Source organism: Thalassobaculum salexigens DSM 19539 (assembly GCF_000423805.1).
Taxonomy (GTDB): Bacteria; Pseudomonadota; Alphaproteobacteria; order Thalassobaculales; family Thalassobaculaceae; genus Thalassobaculum; species Thalassobaculum litoreum.
Window position 1 is genome coordinate 2,274,464 of the sequence record NZ_KE384093.1, and the last position, 26,964, is coordinate 2,301,427.

The 26,964-nt window shown below is 66.2% G+C and carries 31 protein-coding genes; 11 read left to right on the forward strand and 20 right to left on the reverse strand.

Annotated elements, in window-relative coordinates:
• Positions 1-24: 24 nt before the first annotated feature.
• Together G578_RS0115040 and rpmF are read right to left on the reverse strand one after the other, a co-directional pair.
• Entirely contained in the window at positions 25-1,305 is a 1,281-nt protein-coding gene (locus tag G578_RS0115040) for a GGDEF domain-containing protein (protein ID WP_028794935.1), read from the reverse strand.
• A gap of 272 nt (positions 1,306-1,577) precedes the next feature.
• A complete protein-coding gene (rpmF, locus tag G578_RS0115045; RefSeq protein ID WP_028794936.1) occupies positions 1,578-1,763 on the reverse strand; it encodes a 50S ribosomal protein L32 in 186 nt (61 codons plus the stop codon).
• Between the two features lie 178 nt (positions 1,764-1,941).
• On the opposite strand from rpmF, the gene G578_RS0115050 reads away from it, so the two are divergent.
• Positions 1,942-3,081 carry an alpha-D-ribose 1-methylphosphonate 5-triphosphate diphosphatase gene (locus tag G578_RS0115050; RefSeq protein WP_028794937.1) on the forward strand — a complete coding sequence of 380 codons (1,140 nt, stop codon included), beginning with the start codon at positions 1,942-1,944 and terminating at the stop codon, positions 3,079-3,081.
• Between the two features lie 273 nt (positions 3,082-3,354).
• Here G578_RS0115050 and G578_RS0115055 read toward each other — a convergent pair whose 3' ends face one another.
• The 5 genes from G578_RS0115055 to G578_RS28520 all read right to left on the reverse strand — a co-directional run bounded on the left by G578_RS0115055 (position 3,355) and on the right by G578_RS28520 (position 7,505).
• Positions 3,355-3,822, reverse strand: coding sequence for an L-2-amino-thiazoline-4-carboxylic acid hydrolase (locus tag G578_RS0115055; RefSeq protein ID WP_051244824.1), 468 nt, complete (start codon positions 3,820-3,822; stop codon positions 3,355-3,357).
• A 14-nt stretch (positions 3,823-3,836) separates the two neighbouring features.
• The gene (locus G578_RS0115060; protein WP_028794939.1) at positions 3,837-4,601 is read right to left on the reverse strand and encodes an SDR family NAD(P)-dependent oxidoreductase; all 765 of its coding nucleotides are present in this window, start codon (positions 4,599-4,601) and stop codon (positions 3,837-3,839) included.
• A gap of 15 nt (positions 4,602-4,616) precedes the next feature.
• Complete coding sequence (locus G578_RS0115065) at positions 4,617-5,513, reverse strand: alpha/beta fold hydrolase (protein ID WP_028794940.1); 897 nt, start codon at positions 5,511-5,513, stop codon at positions 4,617-4,619.
• 150 nt (positions 5,514-5,663) lie between these two features.
• Positions 5,664-6,452 carry a hypothetical protein gene (locus tag G578_RS0115070; RefSeq protein ID WP_028794941.1) on the reverse strand — a complete coding sequence of 263 codons (789 nt, stop codon included), beginning with the start codon at positions 6,450-6,452 and terminating at the stop codon, positions 5,664-5,666.
• 84 nt (positions 6,453-6,536) lie between these two features.
• Entirely contained in the window at positions 6,537-7,505 is a 969-nt protein-coding gene (locus G578_RS28520; RefSeq protein ID WP_028794942.1) for a LysR family transcriptional regulator, read from the reverse strand.
• Between the two features lie 79 nt (positions 7,506-7,584).
• On the opposite strand from G578_RS28520, the gene G578_RS26530 reads away from it, so the two are divergent.
• Positions 7,585-8,493 carry a DMT family transporter gene (locus G578_RS26530; RefSeq protein WP_051244825.1) on the forward strand — a complete coding sequence of 303 codons (909 nt, stop codon included), beginning with the start codon at positions 7,585-7,587 and terminating at the stop codon, positions 8,491-8,493.
• A 124-nt stretch (positions 8,494-8,617) separates the two neighbouring features.
• Here G578_RS26530 and G578_RS0115085 read toward each other — a convergent pair whose 3' ends face one another.
• Both G578_RS0115085 and G578_RS0115090 read right to left on the reverse strand, forming a co-directional pair.
• Positions 8,618-9,385, reverse strand: coding sequence for a hypothetical protein (locus tag G578_RS0115085; protein WP_028794943.1), 768 nt, complete (start codon positions 9,383-9,385; stop codon positions 8,618-8,620).
• A 5-nt stretch (positions 9,386-9,390) separates the two neighbouring features.
• Positions 9,391-9,912: a gamma carbonic anhydrase family protein gene (locus G578_RS0115090; RefSeq protein ID WP_028794944.1), complete on the reverse strand. Its 522-nt coding sequence runs from the start codon at positions 9,910-9,912 to the stop codon at positions 9,391-9,393.
• Between the two features lie 122 nt (positions 9,913-10,034).
• Between G578_RS0115090 and G578_RS28525 the strand changes: the two genes are divergently transcribed.
• The gene (locus tag G578_RS28525) at positions 10,035-10,607 is read left to right on the forward strand and encodes a formyltransferase family protein (RefSeq protein ID WP_028794945.1); all 573 of its coding nucleotides are present in this window, start codon (positions 10,035-10,037) and stop codon (positions 10,605-10,607) included.
• 13 nt (positions 10,608-10,620) lie between these two features.
• On the opposite strand, the gene G578_RS0115100 is transcribed toward G578_RS28525, so the two are convergent.
• Positions 10,621-11,208 (reverse strand): TetR/AcrR family transcriptional regulator, encoded by a 588-nt coding sequence (locus G578_RS0115100; protein ID WP_028794946.1) that lies wholly within the window; start codon positions 11,206-11,208, stop codon positions 10,621-10,623.
• A gap of 72 nt (positions 11,209-11,280) precedes the next feature.
• On the opposite strand from G578_RS0115100, the gene G578_RS0115105 reads away from it, so the two are divergent.
• The 3 genes from G578_RS0115105 to yghU all read left to right on the forward strand — a co-directional run bounded on the left by G578_RS0115105 (position 11,281) and on the right by yghU (position 13,425).
• Positions 11,281-11,865 carry an NAD(P)H-dependent oxidoreductase gene (locus G578_RS0115105; RefSeq protein ID WP_038014231.1) on the forward strand — a complete coding sequence of 195 codons (585 nt, stop codon included), beginning with the start codon at positions 11,281-11,283 and terminating at the stop codon, positions 11,863-11,865.
• A gap of 67 nt (positions 11,866-11,932) precedes the next feature.
• Positions 11,933-12,370: a YqaA family protein gene (locus G578_RS0115110; protein WP_028794948.1), complete on the forward strand. Its 438-nt coding sequence runs from the start codon at positions 11,933-11,935 to the stop codon at positions 12,368-12,370.
• Between the two features lie 200 nt (positions 12,371-12,570).
• Positions 12,571-13,425 (forward strand): glutathione-dependent disulfide-bond oxidoreductase, encoded by an 855-nt coding sequence (gene yghU, locus G578_RS0115115; RefSeq protein WP_028794949.1) that lies wholly within the window; start codon positions 12,571-12,573, stop codon positions 13,423-13,425.
• Positions 13,426-13,484: 59 nt separating this feature from the next.
• On the opposite strand, the gene G578_RS0115120 is transcribed toward yghU, so the two are convergent.
• From G578_RS0115120 to G578_RS0115140, 5 genes are all read right to left on the reverse strand, one after another.
• Positions 13,485-14,933, reverse strand: coding sequence for a TrkH family potassium uptake protein (locus G578_RS0115120; RefSeq protein WP_051244826.1), 1,449 nt, complete (start codon positions 14,931-14,933; stop codon positions 13,485-13,487).
• 163 nt (positions 14,934-15,096) lie between these two features.
• Positions 15,097-15,594 carry a 30S ribosomal protein S9 gene (rpsI, locus tag G578_RS26540; protein ID WP_038014234.1) on the reverse strand — a complete coding sequence of 166 codons (498 nt, stop codon included), beginning with the start codon at positions 15,592-15,594 and terminating at the stop codon, positions 15,097-15,099.
• Between the two features lie 3 nt (positions 15,595-15,597).
• Complete coding sequence (rplM, locus tag G578_RS0115130) at positions 15,598-16,056, reverse strand: 50S ribosomal protein L13 (RefSeq protein WP_028794952.1); 459 nt, start codon at positions 16,054-16,056, stop codon at positions 15,598-15,600.
• Positions 16,057-16,228: 172 nt separating this feature from the next.
• A complete protein-coding gene (locus G578_RS26545) occupies positions 16,229-17,125 on the reverse strand; it encodes an aldose 1-epimerase (RefSeq protein WP_051244827.1) in 897 nt (298 codons plus the stop codon).
• A 13-nt stretch (positions 17,126-17,138) separates the two neighbouring features.
• A complete protein-coding gene (locus G578_RS0115140) occupies positions 17,139-17,579 on the reverse strand; it encodes a PaaI family thioesterase (protein ID WP_028794953.1) in 441 nt (146 codons plus the stop codon).
• Between the two features lie 72 nt (positions 17,580-17,651).
• Here G578_RS0115140 and G578_RS0115145 point away from each other — a divergent pair, with 72 nt between their 5' ends.
• Positions 17,652-18,758, forward strand: a complete 1,107-nt coding sequence (locus G578_RS0115145) for an NADH:flavin oxidoreductase/NADH oxidase (RefSeq protein ID WP_028794954.1) — start codon at positions 17,652-17,654, stop codon at positions 18,756-18,758.
• A gap of 45 nt (positions 18,759-18,803) precedes the next feature.
• Here the strand turns inward: G578_RS0115145 and G578_RS0115150 are convergent, their stop codons facing one another.
• Together G578_RS0115150 and G578_RS0115155 are read right to left on the reverse strand one after the other, a co-directional pair.
• Entirely contained in the window at positions 18,804-19,466 is a 663-nt protein-coding gene (locus tag G578_RS0115150; protein ID WP_028794955.1) for an HAD family hydrolase, read from the reverse strand.
• Between the two features lie 14 nt (positions 19,467-19,480).
• Positions 19,481-20,290, reverse strand: a complete 810-nt coding sequence (locus tag G578_RS0115155) for an alpha/beta fold hydrolase (RefSeq protein ID WP_028794956.1) — start codon at positions 20,288-20,290, stop codon at positions 19,481-19,483.
• A gap of 128 nt (positions 20,291-20,418) precedes the next feature.
• Between G578_RS0115155 and G578_RS0115160 the strand changes: the two genes are divergently transcribed.
• Entirely contained in the window at positions 20,419-21,357 is a 939-nt protein-coding gene (locus G578_RS0115160) for an AEC family transporter (RefSeq protein ID WP_028794957.1), read from the forward strand.
• 34 nt (positions 21,358-21,391) lie between these two features.
• On the opposite strand, the gene G578_RS29585 is transcribed toward G578_RS0115160, so the two are convergent.
• Positions 21,392-22,504 carry a hypothetical protein gene (locus tag G578_RS29585; RefSeq protein WP_156907337.1) on the reverse strand — a complete coding sequence of 371 codons (1,113 nt, stop codon included), beginning with the start codon at positions 22,502-22,504 and terminating at the stop codon, positions 21,392-21,394.
• A gap of 311 nt (positions 22,505-22,815) precedes the next feature.
• On the opposite strand from G578_RS29585, the gene G578_RS0115165 reads away from it, so the two are divergent.
• From G578_RS0115165 to G578_RS0115175, 3 genes are all read left to right on the forward strand, one after another.
• Positions 22,816-23,628, forward strand: coding sequence for an enoyl-CoA hydratase (locus G578_RS0115165; RefSeq protein WP_028794958.1), 813 nt, complete (start codon positions 22,816-22,818; stop codon positions 23,626-23,628).
• Between the two features lie 4 nt (positions 23,629-23,632).
• On the forward strand, positions 23,633-25,471 hold the full coding sequence (locus tag G578_RS0115170) for an O-acetylhomoserine aminocarboxypropyltransferase (RefSeq protein WP_028794959.1): 1,839 nt from the start codon (positions 23,633-23,635) through the stop codon (positions 25,469-25,471).
• A 104-nt stretch (positions 25,472-25,575) separates the two neighbouring features.
• A complete protein-coding gene (locus G578_RS0115175) occupies positions 25,576-26,034 on the forward strand; it encodes a hypothetical protein (protein WP_038014236.1) in 459 nt (152 codons plus the stop codon).
• 51 nt (positions 26,035-26,085) lie between these two features.
• Here the strand turns inward: G578_RS0115175 and G578_RS0115180 are convergent, their stop codons facing one another.
• Complete coding sequence (locus tag G578_RS0115180) at positions 26,086-26,472, reverse strand: hypothetical protein (protein ID WP_156907338.1); 387 nt, start codon at positions 26,470-26,472, stop codon at positions 26,086-26,088.
• A 205-nt stretch (positions 26,473-26,677) separates the two neighbouring features.
• A partial coding sequence (locus G578_RS0115185) for an integrase core domain-containing protein (protein WP_028794962.1) occupies positions 26,678-26,964 on the reverse strand: 287 nt, incomplete at its 5' end.

Sequence of the window (26,964 nt, forward strand, 5' to 3'; positions counted from 1 at the left end):
AACGGACCGGCCCGCTCCTCGCTCCTACCCCAGCACCACCCCGTCGCGGCCGACCACCCGGTCCTTGCCGGCCGCCTTGGCCTCGCGCAGGCGGGACTCGGCAACCGCGTAGGCCCGATACAGGTCGCGACCATCCTCCGGCGCGGTGGCGACGCCGACGCTGACCGTCACGATTGCGCCGCGCTCCGACATCTCCGCCCGGGCGGTGGTGCGGCGCAGCAGCTCCGCCAGATCCACCGCGGTCGGATGGTCCAGGCCCTGGGCCACGACGGCGAAGGTACCCCCGCCGTGACGGAACAGGTGGCAGCGCCCATCGCCCATGGTCCCGATCAGCAGGCGCGCCAGGTCACGCAGGATGAGATCCCCGGCGGGCCGCCCCTCACCGTCGTTGATCCGGCCCAGACCGTCCACGTCGATGGCCAGCAGGCTCACCGGTTCGCCGGTCGCCAGGGTCGGCCCGACCAGATCCTGCCCCATGGCATCGAACCGCCCACGGTCGAGCGCCCCGGTCAGTCGGTCCCGGCCGCTCTCGCCCAGCAGGTCGAGATACCGCTCGCGATAGGTCAGCGTATCGAAAACGTCGGAAAGCTGCGCCGGGAGCAGATCCCGGGTCCGGCGCTCCACCAGCCGCAGATAGGCGAAGACCATGAGGCTGAAGACCAATGCGGCCCCCATCTTCGCCGCCCAGCCGCCATACAGCACATGCCAGGGCGCCCCGGTGACGTAGTGCAGCGCCATGAAGAAGCCGAACTGGTCGAAGGTCAGCATCGCCGCCGAGGCGAGGAAGATCCGGGCGAGCTGATGGCTCCGCAACCAGCGGCCGAGTTGCTCGTAGAGCAGGATGACGCCGATGGAATCGAGGAACAGCAGCGCCGTCCCCCAGACCATCAGCCAGCCCATCTCGTCGACGAAGGCGATGTTCGGCTCGCGTCCGGGCACGGCGGGCACGACCTCGTGGTTGCGCAGCACGACCACCAGCCCGACGATCAGGAAATTGCCGATCAGTAGGCCGTAGATCGGCTGCCGCACGGTCGCGGCGTCCTCCTTGATATAGAGCAGGAGGATCATCAGCAGCTTGCCGGAGAACAGCACCGTGGAGCCCGGCGAGATGATCCCGAAGGGCAGCTGGATGTAGAACACCGCCGCCAGATAGGTCTCCAGGAAGTGCATGACCCCGAGCGCGCACAGGAATACGCCGAGTCCGACCCGGCGGCGCGCCCAGAACAGCGCGGCCATTACGCAGAAATAGGAGAACGCTTGGGCCAGCAGGAGGAAAAAGTTGCTGGTTTCCAGCGTAATAGCCATGCGAAAGGCGCCCTTCGTGCGAGTTCGCGACCAGTCCTACACGCCAAACGGCGCGGCGACAACGCCGGTAACTGCATGGCTGAGCCGTTTTCGCCGGAGGTCTTCCGCCTGGCGGCAAGCGCCGTTGCGACCCGCCATCCGTGCTCCGTCGTCACCGGGTTTCAGGGCGCGATCGTCCCAAGGCCAGAGGTCGGACGCGAAAAAGCCCCGATGCGGCACACCGGGGCTCTTCAATCTCGACGCGGCGCTCGACGAACGCCGCCGGACCGGGATCAGACCCGCTCCTTGACCTTCATCACCTGGCGACCGCGATACATGCCGGTCTTCAGATCGATGTGGTGCGGCCGGTGCAGCTCGCCGGTGTCCGGGCTCTCGACATAGGCATCGGACGTCAGCTTGTCGTGCGCCCGGCGCATGCCCCGCTTGGACGGGGTAGTTTTACGCTTGGGAACCGCCATCGTTCGCACTCCAATAGAAACACGGTGCCGCGGGCACCCCCGCAGCGGAGCGCGGTATATACGGAACTTGGCGGTGCGACGCAAGGGTTCCTGTCCCGCGTCGACACATAAAGGTAACTTGCCCGCACAACCGTCGCCGCATACTCGACTCACCCCACAGGCCGCACAAGCTCCCGCCATGTCCCTCGCCTTCAAGAATGCCCGGATCGTCCTCCCCGATGCCGTGATCGACGGAACCCTGTCGGTGGCCGGATCGCAGATCTCCGCCGTCGACGACACCGCCGCCGCCCCGCCGGACGCGGTGGATTGCGCGGGCGACTACCTGCTGCCCGGGCTGGTGGAGTTGCATACCGACAATATCGAGAAGCATTTCCAGCCGCGGGCCCAGGTGTTCTGGGACGCGGTCTCGGCCGCCGTCGCCCATGACGGCCATATCGCCACCTCCGGCATCACCACGGTCTACGATTCGCTCTGCCTGGGACTGACCGAGAAGGGCGAGCTGCGCGCCGCGCATGTGGGTCCGATCATCCAGGGCATCGCCGATGCCCGGACCGCCGGGATGCTGCGGGCCGATCACCGGATCCATCTGCGGTGCGAGGTCATCGGCGAGGAGGTTCTCGACCAGCTCGGCGAGCATGACGACAACGCGCTGGTCGGGCTGGTCTCGCTGATGGACCACGCGCCGGGCCAGCGCCAGACCGCCGATATCGAGGTCTGGCGCCGCCTGCGCCGCGAGGTGGACGGCCAGAGCGAGCAGGAGATCGCCGAGGCCTACGAGCGCCTGACGGAGGCCTCGCGCACCCGCGGCCCGCACCAGCGCCGCGCGGTGGCCGACTGGGCGCGGGAGCGCGGAATCAGCCTCGCCAGCCATGACGACGAGACCGAGGCGCATGTCCGGGAATCGGCCGAGATCGGCTGTTCCATCGCCGAGTTCCCGACCACCCGGGTCGCCGCCGAGGCCTGCCGCGCCCATGGGCTGGCGGTGCTGATGGGCGGGCCGAATCTGGTCCGGGGCCGGTCGTCCTATGGCAACATCACGGCGCGCGACCTGGCCGCCGCCGGGCTGCTGGACATCATCTCGTCGGACTACGTGCCGGCGAGCATGCTGCACGGGGCGTTCTCGCTGGTGGAGCATGTGGCCGGCTGGGACGTCCCGCGCGCGGTCGCCACGGTGACCGCGACGCCGGCACGCTACGCGGGACTGGACGACCGCGGCGTGCTGGAGCCGGGCAAGCGGGCGGACCTGATCCGGGTGCGGCTGATCGAAGGACGGCCGGTGGTGCGCGGGGTGTGGGTCGAAGGCCAGCGGGTGGCGTAGGCTGCCCGGGCGGCCCTTCGCCGCGCCCCGGGTCGAGCCCGCGGCTCGCCTGGATGAGGACTCGGCTCTGAACGGGTCCCCGTGTTCCCGGCCGTCTTTCCCGTCGTCCCGGCCGTTTTTTGCCGTCTTCCCGGCCTTGCGCCGGGATCCAGCCATCACGCTGCAGGAGCGTCAGGAATCGTCCTCCGGAGTTCCGGCTGCTTTACCCTGGATCCCGGCGCAAGGCCGGGAAGACGGGAAGGAGTGAGCGCGCCCTTCCGACGCGCCCCGCGCCTATTCCTCGAACGTGTATCGGAAGTCGCAGTGGCTCGCCCCGCCCATCAGAGTCTGGGTGCGCTCCAGCTTGATGCGCGGGTCGTAGCCCTCGCAGAAGGTGCCGTCGCGGTTGCAGGACAGCAGGTGGCCGATCTCGCCGAGCCCCATCGCCTTGTACATCTCCGAGTACCGGCAGCGGGTCACGTTGAAGTCCAGCGTTTCCGGCGTCCGGTCGACCGGCTCGATCTCCAGCGCGCCGCTCGCCGTCCAGTGCTTCTGGATGTCGGCGAAGCTGTCCAGGTCGGTGCCGCCCTCGGCCTCGGCCGCGAAGCTCTGGCCCTGGGCGATCGCCGCCTTCCGGATCGCGCTGTCGAGGATGTCCTGGGCCTGCGCCTTGCCGAGCTGGGCGACCATCTCCTCGTAGATCGGCTTGATCACCTCCGCCTCGATTCGGCGCTGTTCCAGGATCGGCAGTCTGTCGGCCATCGTCTCCTCCTGCGCTATCGCGCGCTGTACCCGCCGTCGAGCAGCAGATCGGCACCGGTCATGAAGCTGGAATCGTCGCTGGCCAGGAACACCGCGCCCCGGCCCATCTCCGCCGGCTGACCGAGACGGCCGAGCGGGTGCATGGCCAGCCCCCACTGCTTCTCCGCCTCATCCATGGTGCCGAACTGGGAGATCATGCGGTCGGTGGCGGTGCCGCCGGGGGACAGGGTGTTCACCCGGATGCCGTCCTCGGCGTGGTCCAGCGCCATGCCCTTGGCCATCTGGATCAGCGCGCCCTTGGTCGTGCAGTAGGTCGTGCTGCCGGCCCGCGCCACCCGCCCCATCTGCGAGGCGGTGAGGATGATCGACCCGCCGCCGGCCCGCTTCAGATGCGGGATGCCGTGCTTGCACAGGTGGAAGGCGCCGGTGAGGTTGACCGCCAGGGCCTGGGTCCAGGCTTCCTCCTCCAGGGTCTCGATGGTCGCCTTTGGCGTCAGGGTCGCGGCGTTGGCCACCAGGATGTCGAGGCCGCCGAAGGCCCGGGCCGCCTGCTCGACCACGTCGCGGACGCTGTCGGTGGAGCGCACGTCGCAATAGCCGCCGGCCGCCCGGCCGCCGCTCTCCACCAGGGACGCCGCCAGGGCCTCGGCCTCGCCGCCGTGCAGGTCGGCGACGTACACCGCCGCCCCCTCCTCCACGAAGGCCTCGCAGATCGCCCGGCCGATGCCGCGCGCGCCACCGGTGACGATGGCCACCCGTCCTTCCAGCTTGTCCGCCATGGCGGCACCCTCCCCTTACTTGTCGTTGACCGGCCCCGCCGTGATGATGGCACCGGTGGTCGAGCGCGGATCGCGCAATGCCCAACGCCCGCACTCCACGGTGTGGAAGAAGTCCTCCACCACGGCGTTGAACAGGGCCGGCTCCTCGATGTTCATGGTGTGGCCGGTCTTCGGCAGCACCGACAGGGCGGCCGACGGGATCATCCGCTTCATGAAATTGCCGACGTCCAGACAGGGATCGTCCTCGTCGCCGTTGACGATCAGGGTCGGCACGGTCAGCGCGTTCATCTGGTCGACCAGATCGTAGAGCGACGGCCGGCGCGCCTGCACGCCGCGCATGGTGTTGGCCGACCCCAGGGTGGAATGCTCGCAGAGCTGGGTCTCGAACTCCTTCCAGCCGCGCGGATCCTTGTTTTCGAACTGCACCCGGGTCGGGCCGATGGCATAGGCCTTGCCGACCACGTCCATGCCCTCCGCCGCGATGCGGTCGGCCGTCGCCTCGGTTTCCTTGCGGAACTGCTCGCGGCGGTCGGCATCGGCGCCGTAGCCGCAGCCGGCCACGGTCAGGGACAGGGCCCGGTCGGGATGGTGGAAGCCGAAATGCAGGGTGGCGAACCCGCCCATGGACAGGCCGACGATATGGGCGGCGTCGATGCCGAGCCCGTCCAGGATCGAGCGGATATCCTCACGGGCCCGGTCCTGGCCATAGGCCTCCGGGCTCTCCGGAATGTCGGACGGCGCGTAGCCGCGCGCGGCGTAGGTGATGCAGCGGTAGCGCCGGCCGAAATGGCGCATCTGCGGCTCCCACGATCGGTGGTCGCCGGCATACTCGTGCACGAACACGATCGGCGTGCCCTCTCCGACCTCCTCGAAGTAGAGCTTCACACCGTCGTCGGTCGTCACGTGACCCATTGTCAGTCCCCCGGGAGCGTCCTGGCTCGATTGATTGCTGAGGACGGCATTGGAGCACCGCTTTCGGCGCGGCGGCAATGGTTCAAGCAGCTTTAATGGTCGAGAGGACGATTCACGCCTGGGATCGAGTCGATCTGAAGCGATCGTGCTCTAACGCCGGGAGAACCGCATCAGCACGGCCGCGTAGAGCCCCGCCACCACGCCGGAGAGAGCGAAGGCGGTCAGCACGGCAGCGACCCCGGCCATCGGCCCGGCGAGCAGGTGCAGGGCGAGGCAGAAGCTGGCATAGACCACCAGGGACGGCTGGGCGGCGTTCATGGTCGCGGCGGTGAAGTCCCGGCCGTAATGGCCCCACAGCATCCAGGTCGAGGCCAGCAGGGTCGTCGGGAAGGCCAGCAGAATCCCCGACCAGTGCGCCCCGAGCCAGGGGCTGGCGGTGGCGACCGTTGCCACCACGATGCCGGCGGCCAACCCGCGCACGATGGCGAAGCGCCATCCGGCGGCCGAGGGCGGGGCCACCGGCTTGGGAATGCCGCGCCGGCGCAGCACCAGCGCCCCGAGGGCGCCCAGCGCCACCGAACAGCTCGCCACCAGCAGCGACGGCGTCAGCGAGTCCAGCGCGAGCACCCCGGCCAGCCAGGCGCAGATGCCCAGCAGCGAGGTGACGACGAAATTGAACCGTCGCGCCGCATGCACCCAGGCGGTGCAGTAGATCAGGATGATCCCGGTCACGCCGAAGGCCATCAGCGCGCCCTCGGCGATGAACTGCCGCTCCTGATCCAGGGCGACGAAGAAGAACCCCGGGCCGGCGTTGAACGGCATGGTGATCAGCACCGAGGTGAGCAGCGGGCCGAGCCGGCGGGCGAGACGGCCGGCGGCGATGATCACCGAGGCGGTGGCGAGGGTCTTCCAGAGAATGGAGAACAGAACGAGGGTCATGGAACCGCTATGCAAGGGGGCGGCCGAAGGGGGCGGCAGAGACAAGCCTCTGGCGACGCCAAAAGCAACCTCCCGCGTCGCCGGTCAGTCCCCCGGATCCTGCATGACACCCGTCGCCCCGTCGAACGACAGGGTGGCGAAGCCCTGCTTGCCGTAGGCCACCCAGTCGAGCCATGCCGCCACCATGCGGTTCGACGGCGCGTCCGGCGGATCGTCGGCCCGGGTCACCACCCACCAGTCCAGGGACAGGCCTTCCTGGCCGATCGGCTTGGCGATCAGCGTGCCGTCGGCCAGTTCCGGGCGGATCGCCCAGCGGCTGAACAGCGCGACCCCGTAGCCGGCCCGCAACAGGTCGATGGAGGATTCCGGCGTCGGCAGCACGGTCAGGCGGCGATAGGGCGTGGTCGGCGGACCGATCAGCGTCTCCCATTCGAAGCCGGGATCGCTGGCGAAGGGATAGGAAAACACCCGCTCGTTCGCCAGCAGGGACGAGTCGACATACGCCTCGCCGGCCAGCCGATGGTCCGGCGCCATCACCGCGACGACCGGATCGTTGGCCAGCCACTGCCACCGGAAGCGGCGGGATCCGGTCGGCTTGCCATAGACCGCGGTCACATCCACCGCCCCTTCCTGCAGACAGCCCAGGGGGCGCAGGGTCGCGCCGACGGAGAGATCGCAGGACAGGGTCGGATCGCGCCGCTCCAGAAACTCGAGAAAGGCCGGCAGCCAGTGAAACCGGCTGTAGGTCGCCTGACCGACACGGACCAGGTCGCGGCCGCTGGCCCGGGTGTTCTCGATGTCCTGTTCCAGCCGCCCCAGCTCCCGCAGGAACCGGTCGGCGAAGGCGTGCAGCCGCTCCCCCTCCTCGGTCAGGGTCACGCCGGTGGAGCTGCGCCGCACCAGCGGCGTGTTCAGCCGCCGCTCGGCCTCGCGCAGACGATGGGAGGCGGCGGACTGGGTGATCCCCAGGCGGTTGCCGGCCGCCGCGACGCTGCCGGTCTCGGCCAGCGCGATCAGCAGGGCGAGATGGTTGGTGCCAAGGCGTGGATTCATAGAGTCATTAAATCATTTCATGTCGAACATGAATATTTGGAAATTTTCGACAACCCGTCCGAGCTCTATCTGGAAGCGCATGAGCCTGAACCGACCCCTTCCCCTGCGCGCGCCCCGGCTGACTCCGGCCACGGCCACGCTCGCCGTCACCGCCGCCTGCGTGAGCTTCGGCATGGTGCCGCTGTTCGCCAAGCTGTTGCTCGACGCCGGCATGTCGGCGGCCTCGATCGGCTTCTTCCGCTACGCCTCCAGCGCGCTGATCATGTTTCCCTTCCTGCCCCTGGCCCGGGAGAAGCGCCGCGACGCCTTCCGGCTGCTCGGGGCCGGGATTCTGATGGGGATCGGCTGGGTCAGCTATCTGGAGGCGCTGGAGGTCCAGTCGGTGGCCATGGTCGGGTTGGTCTACATGACCTATCCGGTCTTCGCCCTGCTGCTGGCCTGGCTGCTGGCGCGGCAGACGCCGACGCTGCGGGCCTGGGGCGGCTGCGCCCTGGTCCTGGCAGCCGCCCTGCTGATCTTCGACGGCGGCGTGAGCGGGGCCGCGTCCTGGTCCCTGCTGCTGTCGCTGCCGGCGCCGATCATGTTCGCGCTGATCATCGTGGTGCTGACCTGCCTCACCCCAAGCCTCACCTCGGTGGAGAAGCTGGCCTGCGGCATGGTCGGTTGCGTGATCGGCCTCGCCCCGCTGGTGGCGCTGACCGATCCGGCCGCCTTCCTGCCGCGCGACGGCGATGTCTGGCTGATCCTGCTCGCCATGGGCCTGGTCACCGCCCTGATCCCGCAGCTTCTCTATACGGTGGCGGCCCCGAAGATCGGACCCGGCCGCAGTGCGGCGGCCGGCGCGGTCGAACTTCCGACCATGATCGCGCTGGGATGGCTGGCCTTCGGCGAGGCGGTCGGGGCGCGCGAGATCGCGGCCTCCGGCCTCGTCCTGGCCGCGATCCTGCTGGTCCCGCCGATCGCGCCGCCGCGCCCGCAGACCGCTTAGCAGGTCCCTCCCTGGAGAAAATCACGATCAGATGGAAACATCTGTTCGTGTGAATTTTCTCTATCTCTAATGGGTCAGAGGGCGATTCACGGTTCAGATCGTTTCGACCTGAACCGATCGCCCTCTAGCGCGACAGGAACTGCACCGGAGTCCACACGCCCGAGGCCGGATGGCGGTCCACCGCGGTATAGCCGCCGGTGCGCAGCGAGCCCCCGGTGGCGTTCAGGTGGTAGAACACCACCGGACGCACCTTGCCCGAGGCCGTGAACTCCTCCCCCACGATCGAGAGGTACAGCCCGTCGCACTTGTTCCGCGCGGTGATCGTCCAGGGATCCTTGCGCTCCACCGCCCGCGGCCCGCAGGATTCCAGCGACGGCTCATGGAACGCGCCGAGGGAGACGCCGCGCTCAACCGCTTCCGCCACCGAATCGGCGACATTGGCCGAGACCGCGAGCTGGAACCAGGCCGACCACAGGTCGAGCACGTCGGCATGCAGGGTGTGCTTCGGTGCGGTGGTCTCCTCGAAGGTCGCCGCCGCGTAGCGCTCGCCCATGCGGCAGACGTCCGAGACGACGGTCTCCTGGGCCATGCCCTGGGAGGTGTAGGTGTAGTAGCCCTCCTCCTGCCTGGCCCGGAGGGTGGAACAGTCGGTCACCGGCGGGATGACGACGTCCTTCTTGGTCGCCTCATCGTATTTCGACATCTCCAGCGGCCCCTGCCGCAGCAGCAGATCGGGATCGGCGAACTGCGCCAGGATCTCCGGCGTCAGGCGGACCAGGACGACCGGATCCTTCTCCGAAGACGCGGGGGTCTGGGCGGGGGTCTGGGCGGCGGCCGGTCCGGCGCCGATGGCGGCCAGGATGAGGCACAGGGCGAAGGTCAGACGTGCCATGGCGCTCACCGTCCGACCATGTAGCTGCGGGCAAGCTCGCAGTAATGTTCTGCCGAGCGGTGGATCTGGTCGAAGTCGGCCTCGGTGAGGTCGCGCATCTTCTTCGCCGGCGATCCGGCCCACAGCTCGCCGGTCGGCACCAGTTTGCCCGGCGTGACCAGGGCGCCGGCGGCGACCATGGCGTGGCGCTGGACCACCGCCCCATCCATCACGGTAGCGCCCATGCCGACGAAGCTGTCATCCTCCAGCGTGCAGGCGTGAATGATCGCGCCGTGTCCGATGGTGATGCCGGAGCCGATCACCGTCGGGAACCGGTCGGAGGTGATATGGACGATCGTTCCGTCCTGGATGTTGGTGCGCGCGCCGACCGTGATCGACTGGCCGTCGCCGCGCAGGACCGTGCCGTACCAGATCGACGCGTCCTCGCCGATCTCGACCTCGCCGATCAGCACGGCGGTCTCGGCGATGAAGGCGCCGGTCGCCACCCGGGGCGTCTGGCCGTGATGCGGTCGGATAAGGGCGGACATCTGTTTCCTCCAATGCGTATCTTATTGAGGCGCTTGTTGACGCGCACTGTAGCCGAATTGGGGACCAGCCTTCATCGCCCAAGTGGCAAGACCGTGACAGACCCACGGCACGGGGCCCACGCATGACCTCCGCCCCCATCGCCCTGCTGACGGACATGGTCTCCGCCGCCGCCATCTCGACCCTGTCGGCCGCGCGCGGCCTGCCGAACACCGTGTTCTTCGTCTCCAGCCGCGCCGCCCTGGACCGGCTGTTCGAACCGTTCGACGCCGAGCGGCCCTGGCCCGGCCGGCTGGTCGCCTTCTACAGCGACGTGATCGTGCCGCAACACTACCTGGACGCCATGTCGCTGGAGCCGGTGAACATCCACCCCGCACCGCCGGACTATCCCGGCCGGCGCGCCCTCGAGTTCGCCCTGCGCGACGGGGCACGCAGCTATGGCGTGACCGCCCACGTGATGACCCTGCCGGTGGATTCCGGACCGATCCTCTCGGTCCAGCGCTTTCCGATCACCGACGGCATGACCGAGGAGGCCCTGCGCTATCTCACCTGGCGCGCCGGATTCGCCTTGATGTTCGGCCTGATGCCGACACTTGCGGCGGAGCTTCCCCTGACGCCCGATCCGGATCTCGCCTGGGCCGAGCGGGACTGCAGCGAGGCCGCCTGGCGGGCCCTCCACGCCGAGACGCCGGCCTAAAGGTTACAGAGACCTAGAGGTCGCAGAGCACCCGGCGCGCCATCATGACCATCGCCGCGACATAGCGCTCCTGCGACCAGCCGCGGTCGCCGGTCAGATGCTCCCAGTTCCGCACCGACACCAGGGTCCACAGCAGGTCCGTCGCCGCTTCGCCGTCCAGGTCCGCCCGCAAGCTTCCGTCGGCGGCCAGGTCGCGCACCACAGCCGCGCACCCCTCGCGCAGGGCGTCCATCCGGTCGTCCCAGGCCGCCGCCGCCTCGGCGTCGCTGTCGCGCATCGCCAGCAGCGCACCGCAGACGCCATGCACCTCCGGGATATAGGCGCACCAGGCACGGATGAAGGCCTCCATGCGGGCGAACCCGCCGACCGCGGCCCGGCATTCGGCCAGCCGGCCTTCGACATCCTTCACCGCGTCGATATAGCGGGTGGTGGCGATCAGCAGTTCGGCGCGGCTCGGGAAATGCAGGTACACCGCCTGACGGCTGAGGCCCGCCTGCCGGGCCACATCGGCCATCCGCACGCCGCGGCCGCCGCCCTCCTCCAGGAGGGTCCAGGCGGCGGTCAGGATGCGCTCTCGGGTATCTGGCTGTGCACTTGACATGGCGTCAATCTAGCCATATTTGACATCGTGTCAATTTACACTGTGTAAACCTCATTCGAACTGGAGCCGACGATGAGCAGACGCATCTTCATCTGGGTTGCGCATCCCAAGGAAAACTCCCTGTGCCGGGGCATGGCCGATGCCTATCAGACGGGCGTGGAGGTCAAGGGCGGCGAGGTTCGCCGCATCGATCTCTGCGACATGCGCTTCGACCTGAACACCGACGGCTATGGCGCCGACGCCACGCCGCTGGAGCCCGACCTGATCGCCTGGCAGGAGGCGGTCGCCTGGGCCGACCACATCCTGATCGTCCATCCCTACTGGTGGGGCGCGATGCCGACCAAGGCGAAGGCGGTGATCGACCGGGCGCTCGCCCCCGGCTTCGCCTTCAAGTACCACCGCCGGGGTCTCGGCTGGGACAAGCTGCTGACCGGCAAGACCGCCGATGTGATGATCACCTCCGACACCCCGCCGCTGCTCGACACCCTGCTGTACTGGCGGCCGGGGCGCCGGGTCCTGATCAATCAGATCCTCGGCTTCTGTGGCGTGAAGACGCGCCGGGCCCTGCAGTTCGGATCGGTGAAGACCGCCGCCCCCGAGAAGATCCGCGCCTGGATCGACCGGGCCCGCACCCTCGGTGTCCGGGCGGCGGCGTGACGCAAGACGATGACATTCGGGCGTCCCGCTCCATATGCCCTTGGATCGGAGCACGGAGCGGGACTGTATGAGTTTCATCGGCGCCTATGGCGGCCTTTTCTTGATTTCGCTGGGGGCCGCCACGTTCCTGCCGATCCAGTCCGAGTTCCTGCTCACCGGCCTGCTGCTGAAGACCGACTATTCCGTGGTCGCCCTGGTCCTCGTCGCCAGCCTCGGCAACACGCTCGGCTCGGTCATCAACTGGGTGATCGGCCTGCAGATCGAGAAGTTCAAGGACAAGAAATGGTTTCCGGCGACGCCCGAGCAGCTCGACCGGGCGTCACGCTGGTACCAGCGCTACGGCTACTGGTCGCTGCTGCTGAGCTGGGCGCCGTTCATCGGCGATCCCCTGACACTCGCCGCCGGGCTGATGCGCGAGCCCCTCTGGGTCTTCGTCATTCTCGTCGCCATCGCCAAGACCCTGCGTTACGTCATCGTCACCGCGCTCATTCTCGGCGTGTTCTAACCCCCGCGCCGCTTCATTCTCCTCGGTGGGGACAGACACCGATGCGCGAGCGTGACTACTGTGCGACCGGGTTGTGGGTTGTAATCGCCGGCCGCTAAGCCAGATCGCCAGGACCGGGACCGAGCGCCCGAGACCGGCACCCCGACACCGACTTTGGGCAGAGCCTTCTGCCGACGACGACATCAGCAACGGAGACCGCCATGAACGACATGCCGTCCTACACCCCGCCGAAGGTCTGGACCTGGGACAAGGAGAACGGGGGCCGTTTCGCCAGCACCAACCGGCCGATCGCCGGCGCGACCCATGACAAGGAGCTCCCGGTCGGCGAGCACCCGCTGCAGCTCTATTCGCTCGGCACCCCGAACGGCGTGAAGGTCACCATCATGCTGGAGGAGCTGCTGGCCGCCGGTCACAAGGGCGCCGAGTACGACGCCTGGATCATCAGGATCGGCGACGGCGACCAATTCGGCAGCGGCTTCGTCGGGGTCAACCCGAACTCCAAGATCCCGGCCCTGCTCGACCGCAGCGTCGACACGCCGATCCGGGTCTTCGAGTCCGGCTCCATCCTGTTCTACCTGGCCGAGAAGTTCGACGCCTTCCTGTCGAAGGACCCGGCCAAGCGCACCGAGACCATGAACTGGCTGTTCTGGCAGATGGGCAGCGCGCCGTATCTCGGCGGCGGTTTCGGACACTTCTATGCCTACGCGCCGGACAAGTGGGAGTATCCGATCAACCGCTTCGCCATGGAGACCAAGCGCCAGCTCGACGTGATGGAGCGCCAGCTCGCCGAGAACCGCTACATCGCCGGCGACGAGTACACCATCGCCGACATGGCCATCTGGTCGTGGTACGGCCAGCTCGCCCAGGGCAAGCTCTACGATGCCGGCGAGTTCCTCGACGTCGCCTCCTACAAGAACGTCCAGCGCTGGACCAACGAGATCGCCGAGCGAAAGGGCGTCAAGCGCGGCCGGGTCGTCAACCGGGTGCGCGGCTCCGAGGACGAGAAGCTGGAAGAGCGGCACAGCGCCGCCGATATCGACGCCATGGGTCTCTGAGACAGTCTCCGGACCAACTCAAAGGGCCGCCTTCGGGCGGCTCTTTTCATATCCGCGCCCTACGCCCGCCAGAAGTCGCGGTCGAAGAACACCAACAGCGCCAGGACCTCCAGCCGGCCGGCCAGCATGGCGACGACCAGCACCCATTTGGCCGGATCCGGCAGCGACTGGAAGGTGCCGGACGGCCCGATGATCGGCCCCAGGCCCGGACCCACGTTGGAAATCGCGGTGACCGCCGCCGAATAGGCGGTGACCAGATCGAGCCCCAAGAACGTCAGCACCACGGTGAAGATCGCGATGGTCGCGATGAACACGGCCAGGAAGGCCAGCACCGACAGCGGCACGTCCTCGCCCAGCGTCGCGCCGTTATAGCGCAGCACCACGATCCGCCGCGGCGAGAACAGGCGCTTCAGATGGGCGCGCACGAACAGCCACAGCACCTGATAGCGGTAGATCTTGATCGAGCCCGAGGTCGATCCGGAACAGCCGCCGACGAACATCAGCAGCAGGAACAGGCCGACCGCCCCGTTGCCCCACAGCGTGTAGTCGGTCGTGGCGAAGCCGGTGGTGGTGACGATGGCGGTGATGTTGAAGGCGGTGAGCGTCAGTGCCCGGCCGAAACCGAGCCCGTCGTCGCGGCTCATCAGCCACAGCGCGGTCAGGATGCTGAACACCGCCAGGAAACCGAGAAAGCCGCGCACCTGCTCGTCCTTGACCAGGCCGCGCAGGTTTCCCTGGGTCGCGCGTACGAACAGGATGAACGGGATCGCCCCGCAGATCATGAACACGATCGCCGCCCAGTGCAGCCAGAGCGACTCGAAATGCCCGAACGACGAGTCGTGGGTCGAGTAACCGCCGGTGGAGATCGTCGCCATGGAATGGGTGACGGCATCGAAGAAGCCCATGCCGAGAACCCAATACACCGCGAAGCAAAGGATCGTCAGGCCAATATAGACCACCGACAGGCGCAGCAGGATGCGGCTGGTGAAGGACGCCGCCTCGCCCTCGTGGACCGAGGTCTCCATCTTGTAGATCTGCATGCCGCCGACCCGCAGATACGGCAGGATCATCACGGCGATGGCGATGATGCCGATGCCGCCGATCCAGTGCAGCAGGGCGCGCCACAGCAGGATGCCCTCGGGCATGGCGTCGAGGCCGGTCAGCACGGTCGATCCGGTGGTGGTGATCCCCGACATGGTCTCGAACACCGCGTCGGTGACCGACAGCCCGTAGGCCATGAACGGGATCGAGCCGAACACGCAGACGGTGAGCCAGCCCGAGGCGATCAGCACGAAGGCCTGGCGCAGGCTCAGATCCGGGCGCTCCGGCATGGTGTTGGCCAGGATCATCAGCGCCCCGAACAGGGCGGAGATCACGGCGGCCACCACGAAGGCCGGCCAGTCGGCATCCGCCCGCACCCAGTCGAGGCCCGCGGGCAGCAGCAGCGTCACCGCGACGGAAATCATCACCCATCCCAGGATGTGGGCAACGACCCTGAGGTCCAGCACCGCGAAGTCTCCGTGTCAGCCGGTGGTCACCGCCCCGCCCGAAGATCGCTGCGTGGGATCGGCGCCGGGATGATGCACCAGAAAGCGAAAAAGCGCTGCCCGAAGACAGCGCTTTTCCAAAATCTTCGTTTGTCCGGGGCCACCGCCCCGGCTCCGGACCGCCTTAGCGCTTGGAGAACTGGAAGCTGCGGCGGGCCTTGGCCTTGCCGTACTTCTTACGCTCGACCATGCGCGGGTCGCGGGTCAGGAAGCCGCCCTTCTTCAGGGTCGGGCGCAGGCCCGGCTCGAACAGGGTCAGGGCCTGGGAGATGCCGTGGCGCACCGCACCGGCCTGGCCGGACAGGCCGCCGCCGGTGACCGTGCAGAACACGTCGAACTGAGCGGTCCGCTCGGCCGCCTCGAACGGCTGATCGATGATCATCTGCAGCACCGGACGGGCGAAATACTCGGCCGACGGCTTGCCGTTGACGGTGATGACGCCCTGGCCGCGCTTGATCCAGACACGGGCGATGGCGTTCTTACGACGGCCGGTCGCGTAGGAGCGGCCGAACTTGTCGACCACCGGCTCCGCCGGCGCGACCGTGGTCTCGGCCTGCAGCTCGGCGAGCTTGTCGAGGCCCTGGGCCTCATCCGTCGACGTGGTCTCGGTTTCCATCGACATCGCTTACCTCGCGTTCTTCGGGTTCATGGCCGCAACGTCCAGCACCTGGGGCTGCTGCGCCTCATGCGGATGCTCCGCACCGGCATAGACCCGCAGGTTGGACATCTGCTGACGGCCGAGCGGGCCGCGGGCGATCATCCGCTGCACCGCCTTGGTGATCACGCGCTCGGGATGCGCGCCGCCCAGCACCTGGTCGACCCGGCGGGACTTGATGCCGCCCGGATGGCCGGTGTGCCAGTAGTACTGCTTCTGGATCATCTTGTTGCCGGTCAGCTTGACCTTCTCGGCATTGACGACGATGACGTTGTCACCGCAGTCCATATGCGGGGTGAAGGTCGGCTTGTGCTTGCCGCGCAGGTAGTTCGCGATGACCGAAGCGAGCCGGCCGAGGACGAGCCCTTCGGCGTCGACCACAACCCACTTCTTCTCGATCTCGCTCGGCTTTGCCGAATAGGTCCGCATGACGGTCCCCTCGCTCGATCGGCCCTGCACCGCAGTGCACAGCCAGGTTCCTGGAAATCTGGAGTCGGCACGGAAAACAACCCGCCTCCGACGGAGGCCGCCTTATGCCGCGCGAACGGTCGGGAATCAAGCGGAAAAACGTCGTTTTTTCAGGGGCGTTGCGATTGCGGTATTATATTACCTCAACAGTAAACCTCAGAGATACCGAAAACTCCGCGCCGGCCGGCAGAATGGCATGGCCGGTATCCGCAACGCCTTGGGTTTCCGTCAGATTGGCCGCGTCGATGGCGTGGGTGACCGGCTCCACGCAGAAATACTTCCCATGGGTCGGGGTGTAGACGATCACATGGTCCAGCGGCCCCTCGCCGGTCATGGTCAGCGCCACGCCACGCTCCGGCCAGGCGATCCGGGCGGTCTTCTCCCAGCCGCCGAAGCCCTGGTCGAGGCCCATCGGCACCGGTCCCTCCTCCCGCCGGTCGAGCTCGGGCGGCACCGGCTGGCCGCCGGCGACCGGGAACTTCTCGGCCTCGGTCGGCGGCCAGGACGTGGCGACCGGCAGGGTTAGCCGGGTACCCGCGGTCTGCGGAAAATAGGGATGGAAGCCCAGGCCGACCGGCATCGCCCCCTCGCCGCTGTTGAGCACGGACAGGGTGACGGTCATGCCGTCCTCGTCGAGTTCGATCACCTGGGCGGCGCGGTAGGGCCAGGGCCAGCCGCCGACCCCCGCCTCGTGGGCGTAGTGCATGCGCAGGGTGGTACCGTTGCTCTCCGCCTCCCAGATCCGGCGCAGGCCGTGGCCGTGGATCGCGTGGCCGGCCGGCAGCTCGGTCGGCGCCAGGTCGACCGTCTCGCCCTCCACATGGAGCCGAGCGTCTCGGATCCGGTTCGACCAGGGCACCAGCGGAAAGCAGCCGCAGGAGGCGGGCGACGCCAGATCGCGCGACCCGTCGGCCGGGATCGGCGCGAGGATGTCGGTGTCGCCGTGGCGGAAAGCGGTGATGCGCCCGCCGAAGGCCGGCTCGACCACGGCACTGACCGCGCCCCTCGCAAGGGTGATCGGATGGCTCATTGCAGCACTCTCCTTAACCGTTGGGCCGGTCTTCCTTCGGCGGGATCGAATAGGTGCCGGTCACGTGGCAGACCGGATCGTCGTCCCTACCGTCTATATGGAGAAGCACCTCGCCATATGCGAGGCGCTGGCCGCATTTGATCAGCTTGCCGACCGCCATCAGGTCGCCCGGCTTGGGACGGCGCAGGAAGTTCGCGGTCAGGCTGGTGGTCACCGCCAGCTTCACCATGCCGATGCGCGACAGCACCACGGCGTAGAGCACCGCGTCGGCCAGCCCCATCATCGCCGGCCCGTTGATCGTTCCGCCGGGCCGCAGCAGCAGGTCCGAATACGGCAGCCGGGCGACCACGTAGCCGTCGGTCATCTCCTCGAACCGGGCCCCCAGATTCCCCATGAAGGACAGGTCCTCCTGCAGAATCTGGTTCATTTCGGCGACAGACACTTTTGCCGTCATGGCACTTCCTCCCCCTGGCGCGACCCGCTACCGTCCCCCGGCCTGCCCGACAGGACAACCAGAGGGGACCCCATGAGCCAACTGTTTTCGCCGATCTCGATGCGCGACGTCACTCTGCCGAACCGTATCGTGGTGGCACCGATGTGCCAGTACGTTTCCGAAGATGGCAGCGCCAACGACTGGCACCTCATGCATCTCGGCCAGTTCGCCATGGGCGCGGGCGGCCTCGTCTTCACCGAGGCGACCCATGTGTCGCCGGAAGGGCGCATCACCCCGGGCTGTCTCGGCCTGTGGTCGGACGAGAACGAGCAGACTCTGAAGCGGGTCGTCGACTTCTGCTATCAGTACGGCACCTCGGTGATGGGTATCCAGATCGCCCATGCCGGCCGCAAGGCCTCCAACCGCATCCCGCTGAACGGCGGCGGTCCGCTGCAGCCGGACGAGAATCCGTGGCAGACCCTCGGCCCGTCCGATCGCGGCTACGGCGACTGGCCGGCGCCGAAGGCGCTCGACGCCGACGGGCTGGAGAGGGTCAAGCAGCAGTTCGTGGAGAGCACCAAGCGGGCCGACCGGGTCGGCTTCGAGGTCGCCGAGGTCCACGGCGCCCACGGCTACCTGCTGCACCAGTTCCTGTCGCCTCTGTCCAACACCCGCAACGACGGCTACGGCGGCTCGATCGAGGGTCGGATGCGCTTCCCGCTGGAGGTGTTCAAGGCCTGCCGCGCGGTCTGGCCGGAGGGCAAGGCCATGGGCATGCGCCTGTCGGCGACCGACTGGGTCGAGGGCGGTCTGACCGTCGAGGAAACCGTGGAAGTCTGCAAGGCGCTGAAGGATGCCGGCTGCGACTTCGTCGATGTCAGCTCCGGCGGCAACGATCCGGGACAGAAGATCAGTGTCGGCCCGGGCTATCAGGTGCCCTTCGCGGAGAAGGTGAAGGAAGAGGTCGGCATCGCGGTGATGGCGGTCGGCATGATCACCGACGCGACCCAGGCCGAGGAGATCGTCGCCACCGGCAAGGCCGACATGGTCGCCGTCGCCCGCGGGGCGATGGACGATCCGCGCTGGGCCTGGCACGCCGCCCAGGCGCTGGACGTCAAGATCGAGTATCCGCCGCAGTACGTGCGCTGCCGCCCCGACATCTGGCGCGCCGGCCACGGCTCGTTCGTGCCGAAGAAGTAGGATCAGAAAGGGCCCGGCCGGTCTTCTCTCGGCCGGGTCCGCCGCTCAACCGCCGACGCCCAGCAGTTTTGGCAGGTCGGCCATGTTCTCGAATGTCACCTGGGCCCCGGCTTCCTTCAGCCGGTCGACGCCGGAATCCTTTCCATAGCCGAAGACCCGCATCCCGGCCGCCACCCCGGCGCGCACGCCGGGTGGGCTGTCCTCCACCACCGCCACGTCGCCCGGCGGCACGTCGAAATTGGCGGCGGCATGCAGGAACAGGTCCGGCGCCGGCTTCGGTTCCGGCACCATGTCGGCCGAGAAGATCCGGTGCTCCAGCCGCTCGTGCAGGCCGGTGACCGCCAGGGACACGTCCATCTTGTACAGCGGCCCGTTGGATCCGACACAGTACTGGATGCCCGCCAGGTCGAGGGCGTCGAGCGCGTCGACGATGCCCGGGATCGGCTGCAGCTCGGCGCGGAAGGCGGCGAACTGCTTCTCGTAGATCGCCTCGACCCAGCCGTCCCCCAGCTCGATGCCGAGATCCTCCTCAACCTTGATCTTGATGCGGGTGAGTTTGCCGCCGAGATACTGGTGCAGGGCCGCCTCCCCGCTCATCTCCAGCCCCGCCTTGGTCAGGGCGGCGGCGATGATGCGGGTGGCGATCGGCTCGCTGTCCACCAGGACGCCGTCGCAGTCGAAAATTACCAGCGCCGGCTTCCAGGCCACGGCGGTCTCCCCTCTCATACCGTCTTCGCGAAATCCAGCAACGCCTCGGTGAAGGCGCCCGGCCGCTCGATCGGAATCAGATGGCCCGCATCCGGGAACACGACCCGCGAGGTGGTCGGGATCCGCGCCGCGAGCTCTTCCACGTCATCCGCAACGTAGAATACCCGATCGTGCAAGCCGACCATGATCTGCGCCGGAATGTCGAGCGTCTCCCACGGGAAGTTCCAGTCGGTCGCCACCGACTCGACCATCAGCCGGTAACCGCCATCCGCCGGATCGATCGGCGTGTAGGGCGCCCCGGTCTGCACGTCGGCGCGCATCTTGGCGAGCTGGTCCGGGTTCACCAGCATCGGCAGGTTCAGCTCCATGATCAGCCGGAAGCCGCCGGCCGCGACCCCGTGGGCCATGGCGGTGTTGATCCACTCCAGCCGCTCGGTCGGCTTGCGCAGGGTGTTGATCAGCACGATCCCGTCGGCCCGGAGGCCCCTGGCATAGGCCTGGGCGGCGAACAGCCCGCCGATGGACAGGCCCACCAGCACCGGACGCGCCGGCCGCACCTCGGCGCAGAGCCGGTCGAGGTCGTCGACGATCTGGGTCGGGGTCGGTTTCGTCGTCGGCGCCGTGCGGCTCTCCGCCTGGCCGCGGAAATTGTAGACCAGTGTACCGTGGCCGGCCTCACGCAGGGCCGGCGCGATCGAGGCCTCCCACATGGTGTAGCTGCCGGTCAGGGCGTTGACGAAGACGAAGGTCTTGCCGGCGGGATCGCTCGGTGCGGTGTGCTCGAAATACAGGCTCTCGCCGTCGGCGATCTCAAGATGCGGCATGGTCGTCCTCCCGGAAGATTTATTCTTATGGATCACGCTCTGCTTCAGCGGTAGCGCGCGGCGCAAAACGCCGTCAACGCGAGATTAGCATCTGGCGCCGTCGGTCCGCGCCCCTTAAGCCCGTCTTCATGGAGATCCTTCTCGAGATCATCGTGCCGGTGTTCGGTATCGTGGCGCTGGGCTACGGGGCCGCACGCACCGGCCTGTTCCCGCACGACGCCACCAAGGGCCTGTCGCGCTTCGTGTTCGACTACGCGATACCGGCGATGCTGTTCCGCACCATGGCGACGACGGAGCTGCCGGCGACGATCCAGTGGGGGTTTCTCATCTCCTATTTCGGCGGCGGCTATATCGCCTGGATCGTCGGATCGCTGCTGAACCGGTATGCCTTCAAGGGCTCCGGCGCGGCGCCGGCCATCGCCGGGATGACCGGCGCCTTCTCCAACACGGTCATGCTCGGCGTGCCGCTGGTGCTGACCACCTTCGGCGACGTGGCGACCCTGCCGCTGTTCCTGATCATCGCCTTCCATTCCTGGCAGCTTCTCTCGGTCGTCACCATCCAGGCCGAGGTCGGCATCGGCGCCCGCCAGGAGATGCGGCGGCTGCCGGTCAACGTGGCCAAGGGGCTGATCACCAACCCGATCATCATCGCCCTGCTGCTCGGGGTGCTGGTCAACCTGCTGGGCTTCAAGCTGCCCGGCTTCATCGACACCCTGACCAGCACGCTCGGCCGCGCCGCCCTGCCCTGTGCCGTCTTCGCCATGGGCGCCTCCATCGCCGCCTACCGGATCGCCGGGGCAGTTCAGCAGGCGGCGGTCGGCACCGTGCTGAAACTGGCGCTGCACCCGCTGCTGGTCTGGGCGCTGGCGACCCACGTGTTCCGAGTGGAGACCCTGTGGCGCGACGTGGCGGTGCTGCTGGCCTCGCTGCCGGTCGGGATCAACGTCTATCTGATGGCCCAGCGCTACCAGTCGGCCGTCGCCCAGTCGACCACGGCAATCCTGATCTCCACCGGCCTGTCGGTCCTCTCGGTCGCCGGCGTGCTGCTGCTGCTGGACGTGCGCTAGAAGCAGGCGGCACCGCTTCTGACCATCACCCAAGCTAGCCTGGTACAACCGGATCGGGTCCCTTCGGTTGCTGATCAACGGCTTGAGCGGGTGGCCTTGACCGACCGATACCGTCGCCGACCTTGCCGAGAATGTATCCAGACAATCCACCAAGAAGAGCCGCAAGCTCTTTGTCCCCCAATACTCCTAGTATCCCAAATAAAATAATCGCAATAACAAGAGAAAATAGCGTAATGAATTGAATACCAGATTGATTAGAAAATATCGATTTTCTCACATATTCATCTTTATAAGATACAACAAAAAACCCAACAATGACTGAAAGTACCAATCCAGCAAATGTCGCGGACATTATCATTTTAAATTCGTTTTTCTCTGACTCTGGAAGAAGTATAAGCGCCGCATGATCGTCAATTTGCTCAAGATAGTCGTCGGTCACAATGGAATTATCGCTTAGCGTTAAATGATATTGATTCAATAAATTGAAATCATCCCTAATATCATTTATTTCTGCAAAAATAATTTTTTGCTCTTTTTCTAATCTTTCTTTTTCATCTGCTCTATCTTTTAAACTTGCCTCTACATATTCAATTTCTGCTTTAATATCCTGGGTATCATAATTTATATACTCTAACTCATCCCTAAGTTCTTGTAATTTTAAGTTATTTTCTTTTATTTCTTCTGGTGATAGATTATATGCGCTCAATAGCTTTTCTATTCTTATAATATCCTGCTCAACTCTGCTTCGTTGAATCCCTGATTTACGTCCATCCGAAATCAGCCTCTGTAGACGATCAAGATCTTTTCTACCTTGTAAATCACCTATACGACTCTTTAATAATTCAATTCTATTCAAACTCTTGTCAATATCACTTTCTCTCTTCTCCGATAAATCCTTTATTTCACGAAGCGTAATCTCCTGATTTTTACGTAACGTGAAATACGTATCACGCTCCCTCCGAATCCAGCGAAATATCGCGTTTACATCCCCTTTAAAAACTTCAATCTTTTGATCTACGTTATCTGTAGGCGGTTTCTTCGAAACAATTCTTTCAAAACGAATTTTCCAGCTCTCGCGTGACTGATTCACGATTAATGCAGGTGCCGAAGTATTTGCCGGTAGCGCGGCAGCGGGTTCGGGCGCCACCGCAGTTTCCATAGAAAGCGAAGCGGGCGACGGCGGATCTCCTTGTGCTAGCACTGCGTTATTCCGGCAATCTGCAAGGAAAATCCCTGACGCTATGAAGCCTATCCACAACAGCCTCAAAATCCGCAACATAACCGCCCCCGGTCTTTAGTTGGTTTTGTTATTTGTCCGCGAAATTTATGGAAAAGTCCGTGACTAATCTCACGGTTGTTTCTTGCGCGACCTGGACCCACTAGGCTGCCCAACAGATCTTGAAATCCTTCTGCGAGAGCGCATTGTGACCACCAATCAAGAAACCGAGGGAGACAGCCATGGCCCTGCCCCAGGCTGAGACGCCGGATACCGACGCCCTGCCCATCCTGGTCCGCGAGGACATCGACGGTGTCGCCACCCTGACCCTGAACCGGCCGAAGCAGCGCAACGCCCTGTCGCGGGCGCTGATGGCCGAGCTGCAGCGCGAGCTGGCGGCGATCGCGGCAGACCGCACGGTCAAGGTGGTGGTGTTGGCCGCCGCCGGCCCGGCCTTCTGCGCCGGCCACGACCTGAAGGAAGTGCGCGAGAACGAGGGCGAACCGTTCTTCAAAGCGCTGTTCGATCAGTGCTCCGACCTGATGATGGCAATCAACCGCCTGCCGCAGATCGTCATCGCCAAGGTGCACGCCATGGCGACGGCGGCCGGTTGCCAGCTCGTCGCCGCCTGCGACCTGGCCGTCGCCGCCGACACCGCGAAGTTCGCCACGCCGGGCGTCAATATCGGCCTGTTCTGCTCGACCCCGATGGTCGCGATCAGCCGCAATGTCGGCCGCAAGAAGATGATGGAGATGCTGGTCACCGGCGAACCGCTGGACGCCGCCACCGCCGAGGCCGCCGGTCTGCTGAACAAGGTGGTCCCGGCCGAGGATCTTGATTCCGCGGTGGATGCGCTCGCCGCCAAGATCACATCCAAATCCCCGCTGACCCTCACGATCGGCAAGGAAGCGTTCTATCGTCAGCTTGAGCTGCCGATGGACGAGGCCTACGCCTATGCCAGCGCGGTGATGACCCGCAACATGCTGGCCCACGACGCCCGGGAAGGCATCGACGCCTTCATCGAAAAGCGCGCCCCCGTCTGGAAGGGAGAATAAACCCATGGCCGAAATCGACCCGAAGCGCGCGACCGATGCCAATGGCGGACTCGTCTACGACGACGACGTGATCCGCGACATCCTGCGCGACGTGAAGACCATCGCCATGGTCGGCGCGTCGGACAACTGGAACCGCCCCTCCTACTTCGCCATGAAGTACCTGCAGCAGAAGGGCTACAAGGTCTATCCGGTGAACCCGAAGGTCGCGGGTGCGGGCGGCGAGATCCTCGGCGAGAAGGCCTATGCCGAGCTGTCAGACCTGCCGGAAACGGTCGACATGGTCGACGTGTTCCGCAATTCCACCGCCGCCGGACCGATCTCCGATGCCGCCATCGAGCACGGGGCGAAGGTCGTGTGGATGCAGCTTGGCGTGCGCAACGACGAGGCCGCCGACCGGGCCGAGGCCGCCGGTCTCACCGTCATCATGGACCGCTGCCCGAAGATCGAGTTCTCCCGCCTGTTCGGCGAGCTCGGCTGGCACGGGTTCAACAGCCGGGTCGTCTCCTCCAAGCGCCGCATGCCCGGCCGCTCCGACAAGGTGTCGAAGCAGAGCGACGTGGGCGACGGCTTCATTCCCAAGGGCTTCGAGACCATGGCGGTGCATTCCGGCGCCTCGCCGGACCCGGCAACGGGCGCCCGTGGCACGCCGATCTACCAGACCACCGCCTATGTGTTCGACGACGCCGACCACGCCGCCTCGCTGTTCAACCTGCAGACCTTCGGCAACATCTATTCGCGCCTGTCCAATCCGACCGTCGCGGTGCTGGAGGAGCGGATTGCCGCCTTGGAAGGCGGGCGCGGCACCACTTGCACCGCCTCGGGCCATGCGGCCCAGATGCTGGCGCTGTTCGCGCTGATGAGCCCGGGCGACCGGTTCGTCGCCTCGCGCCGGCTCTATGGCGGCTCGATCACCCAGTTCGGCCGCACCTTCCAGAAGTTCGACTGGCATTGCGACTTCGTCGATGCCGAGGATCTGGAGGCGGTCCGCGCCGCCGCCATGCAGGACAAGTGCAAGGCGATCTTCGCGGAGAGCCTGGCCAATCCGGGCGGCGTGATCACCGACATCGCCGCCCTGTCCCGCATCGCCAAGGACGCCGGGGTGCCGCTCATCATCGACAACACGATGGCCACCCCCTACCTGTGCCGGCCGTTCGAGCATGGGGCCGACCTGATCGTACACTCGACCACCAAATTCCTGTCCGGCCACGGCAACGCCATGGGCGGGGCGGTGGTCGACAGCGGCACCTTCGACTGGTCGCAGAACGACAAGTTCCCGTCCCTGTCCCAGCCGGAGCCGGCCTATCACGGCCTGACCTTCTACGAGACATTCGGCGACCTCGCCTTCACCACCTACGGCCACGCGGTCGGCCTGCGCGACCTGGGGCCCACCATGGCGCCGATGAACGCCTACCTGACCATCACCGGCATCGAGACCCTGGCCCTGCGCATGGAGCGCCACGTCGCCAACGCCCAGACGGTGGCGGAATGGCTGGAGGCGCACGACAAGGTCGCCTGGGTCAGCTACGCGGGCTTGGAAGGCAACAAGTACAAGCAGTTGGCCGAACGCTACCTGCTCAAGGGGGCCGGCTCGGTGTTCACCTTCGGGGTCAAAGGCGGCTACGAGGCCGGCATGGCCGTGGTGGAGCGCTGCCGCCTGCTGTCGCACCTGGCCAATATCGGCGACACCCGCTCGCTGATCCTGCACCCGGCCAGCACCACCCACCGCCAGCTCACCGAGGAGCAGCGGACGGCGGCGGGGGCCGGCGACGACGTGATCCGGCTCTCCATCGGCCTGGAGACGGCCGAGGACATCATCGCCGACCTGGAGCGGGCGCTGGGCTGAACGACACGCCCCTATCCATCGCCGGTCGGTTCGCACGCACCGCCCCGTTGACCCCTCGCATCCCAACGCATAGAACATAACAAGAACAATTGGAGATGCGCGCCATGACGTACCTGTCCGCCTACAAGGCGAAGTCCGGCCGCTTCGTGCCGGTCTGGACGCTGGAAATCCAGACGCTGGCCGAGGATACCGACCGGATCCTGGACGCGGTCATGAAGGTCCACCCGCTCAGCTTCGGGCGGTATCAGCGCAATGCCAGTATCTCCGCGGTCGGCAAGGAGACCGCCCAGCCGGAACCGGGCTCGACCACGACGACCCATGTGGACGGCTTCGAGGCCGGGTCGACCGAGACCTATCCGATGGTCGAGCTGAAGATTTCCCTCGAGCGGGATCTGCAGGCGCTGGAGCAGGTGATGGACGCGATCATCTACGCCCATCACTACGAGGAGCCGGTGATCTTCCTGCGCGAAGACTGGGCCAGCCGGGCCGCCTACGACCCGACCAGCGACAACCCTAACCGCTGGTGGAACAACGGCCGCGGCCTGCCGGACCGGATCGACTGACCCGGGGCGCCCTCCCTCGTTAGACTCAGCGCCCCTGGCATCACAGTGTCCTCACAGCCGAAACCTATTCCTGAGTCCAAGGCCGATCAGGAACAGGAACACGAAGCTGACAGCGCCTTGGCCGATGTTCATGATATCGACCCAGAAGCTGGGATCCTGCCCAAACAGTGTGTCGAGCGCGTCTATACGAACCGCCCGCACCGATGGAATGAAGGGCAGAGTATTGGCGATCGATGCGGAGAGCGCCTCACCGAACATCCAAACGCCCTGCTTGGGCGCCTGGGTCGCCAGGTCGAAGAGAATCCGGGCGAAGACTAGTGTGCTAACGAACAGACCAACAATCGGACGAGCGACAGACTGGCCGTACCGGGACAACCCGTCGTAGATCCACTCAAGCCATGAGGCTGCTTTCCCCAGATGTCGGGGGTGCCAGCGCATGGCCCGTCGCTCGTCTCCGAAGAACCGCATTGCCGCGTCGTGATGCCGGTTCGCCTCGGCCAGTTCCTTGAGGCGCCGAAGCGCGGGGATATCGTTGTCGGGATCCTTTGAGAAGCCGATCCAGGGCCAACTCCAGTCGAGCGTCCAATGTTCGAGGCGCAGATTCTGCAGGTCGACATTGACCTGCTCCCCGATATGTCCTCGTTCAGAAGTTAGTTCTGTTCCGGTTTTGGTCCTCGATTGACCGGTTGCGGTATTCCCACGGTGTGAGCCCGCCGAGGCTCGTGTGGGGGCGGTGTTGGTTGTAGTCGTCGCGCCAGGCGCCGATCAACTGGCGGGCATGGCGCAGGCTGGAGAACAGGTGCTCGTTCAGGCACTCGTCGCGCAGCCGTCCGTTGAAGCTTTCGACCAGGCCGTTCTGCATCGGTTTGCCGGGCGCGATGTAATGCCACTCGACACCGCGCTCTTCTTGCCAAGCCAGGATGGCGTTCG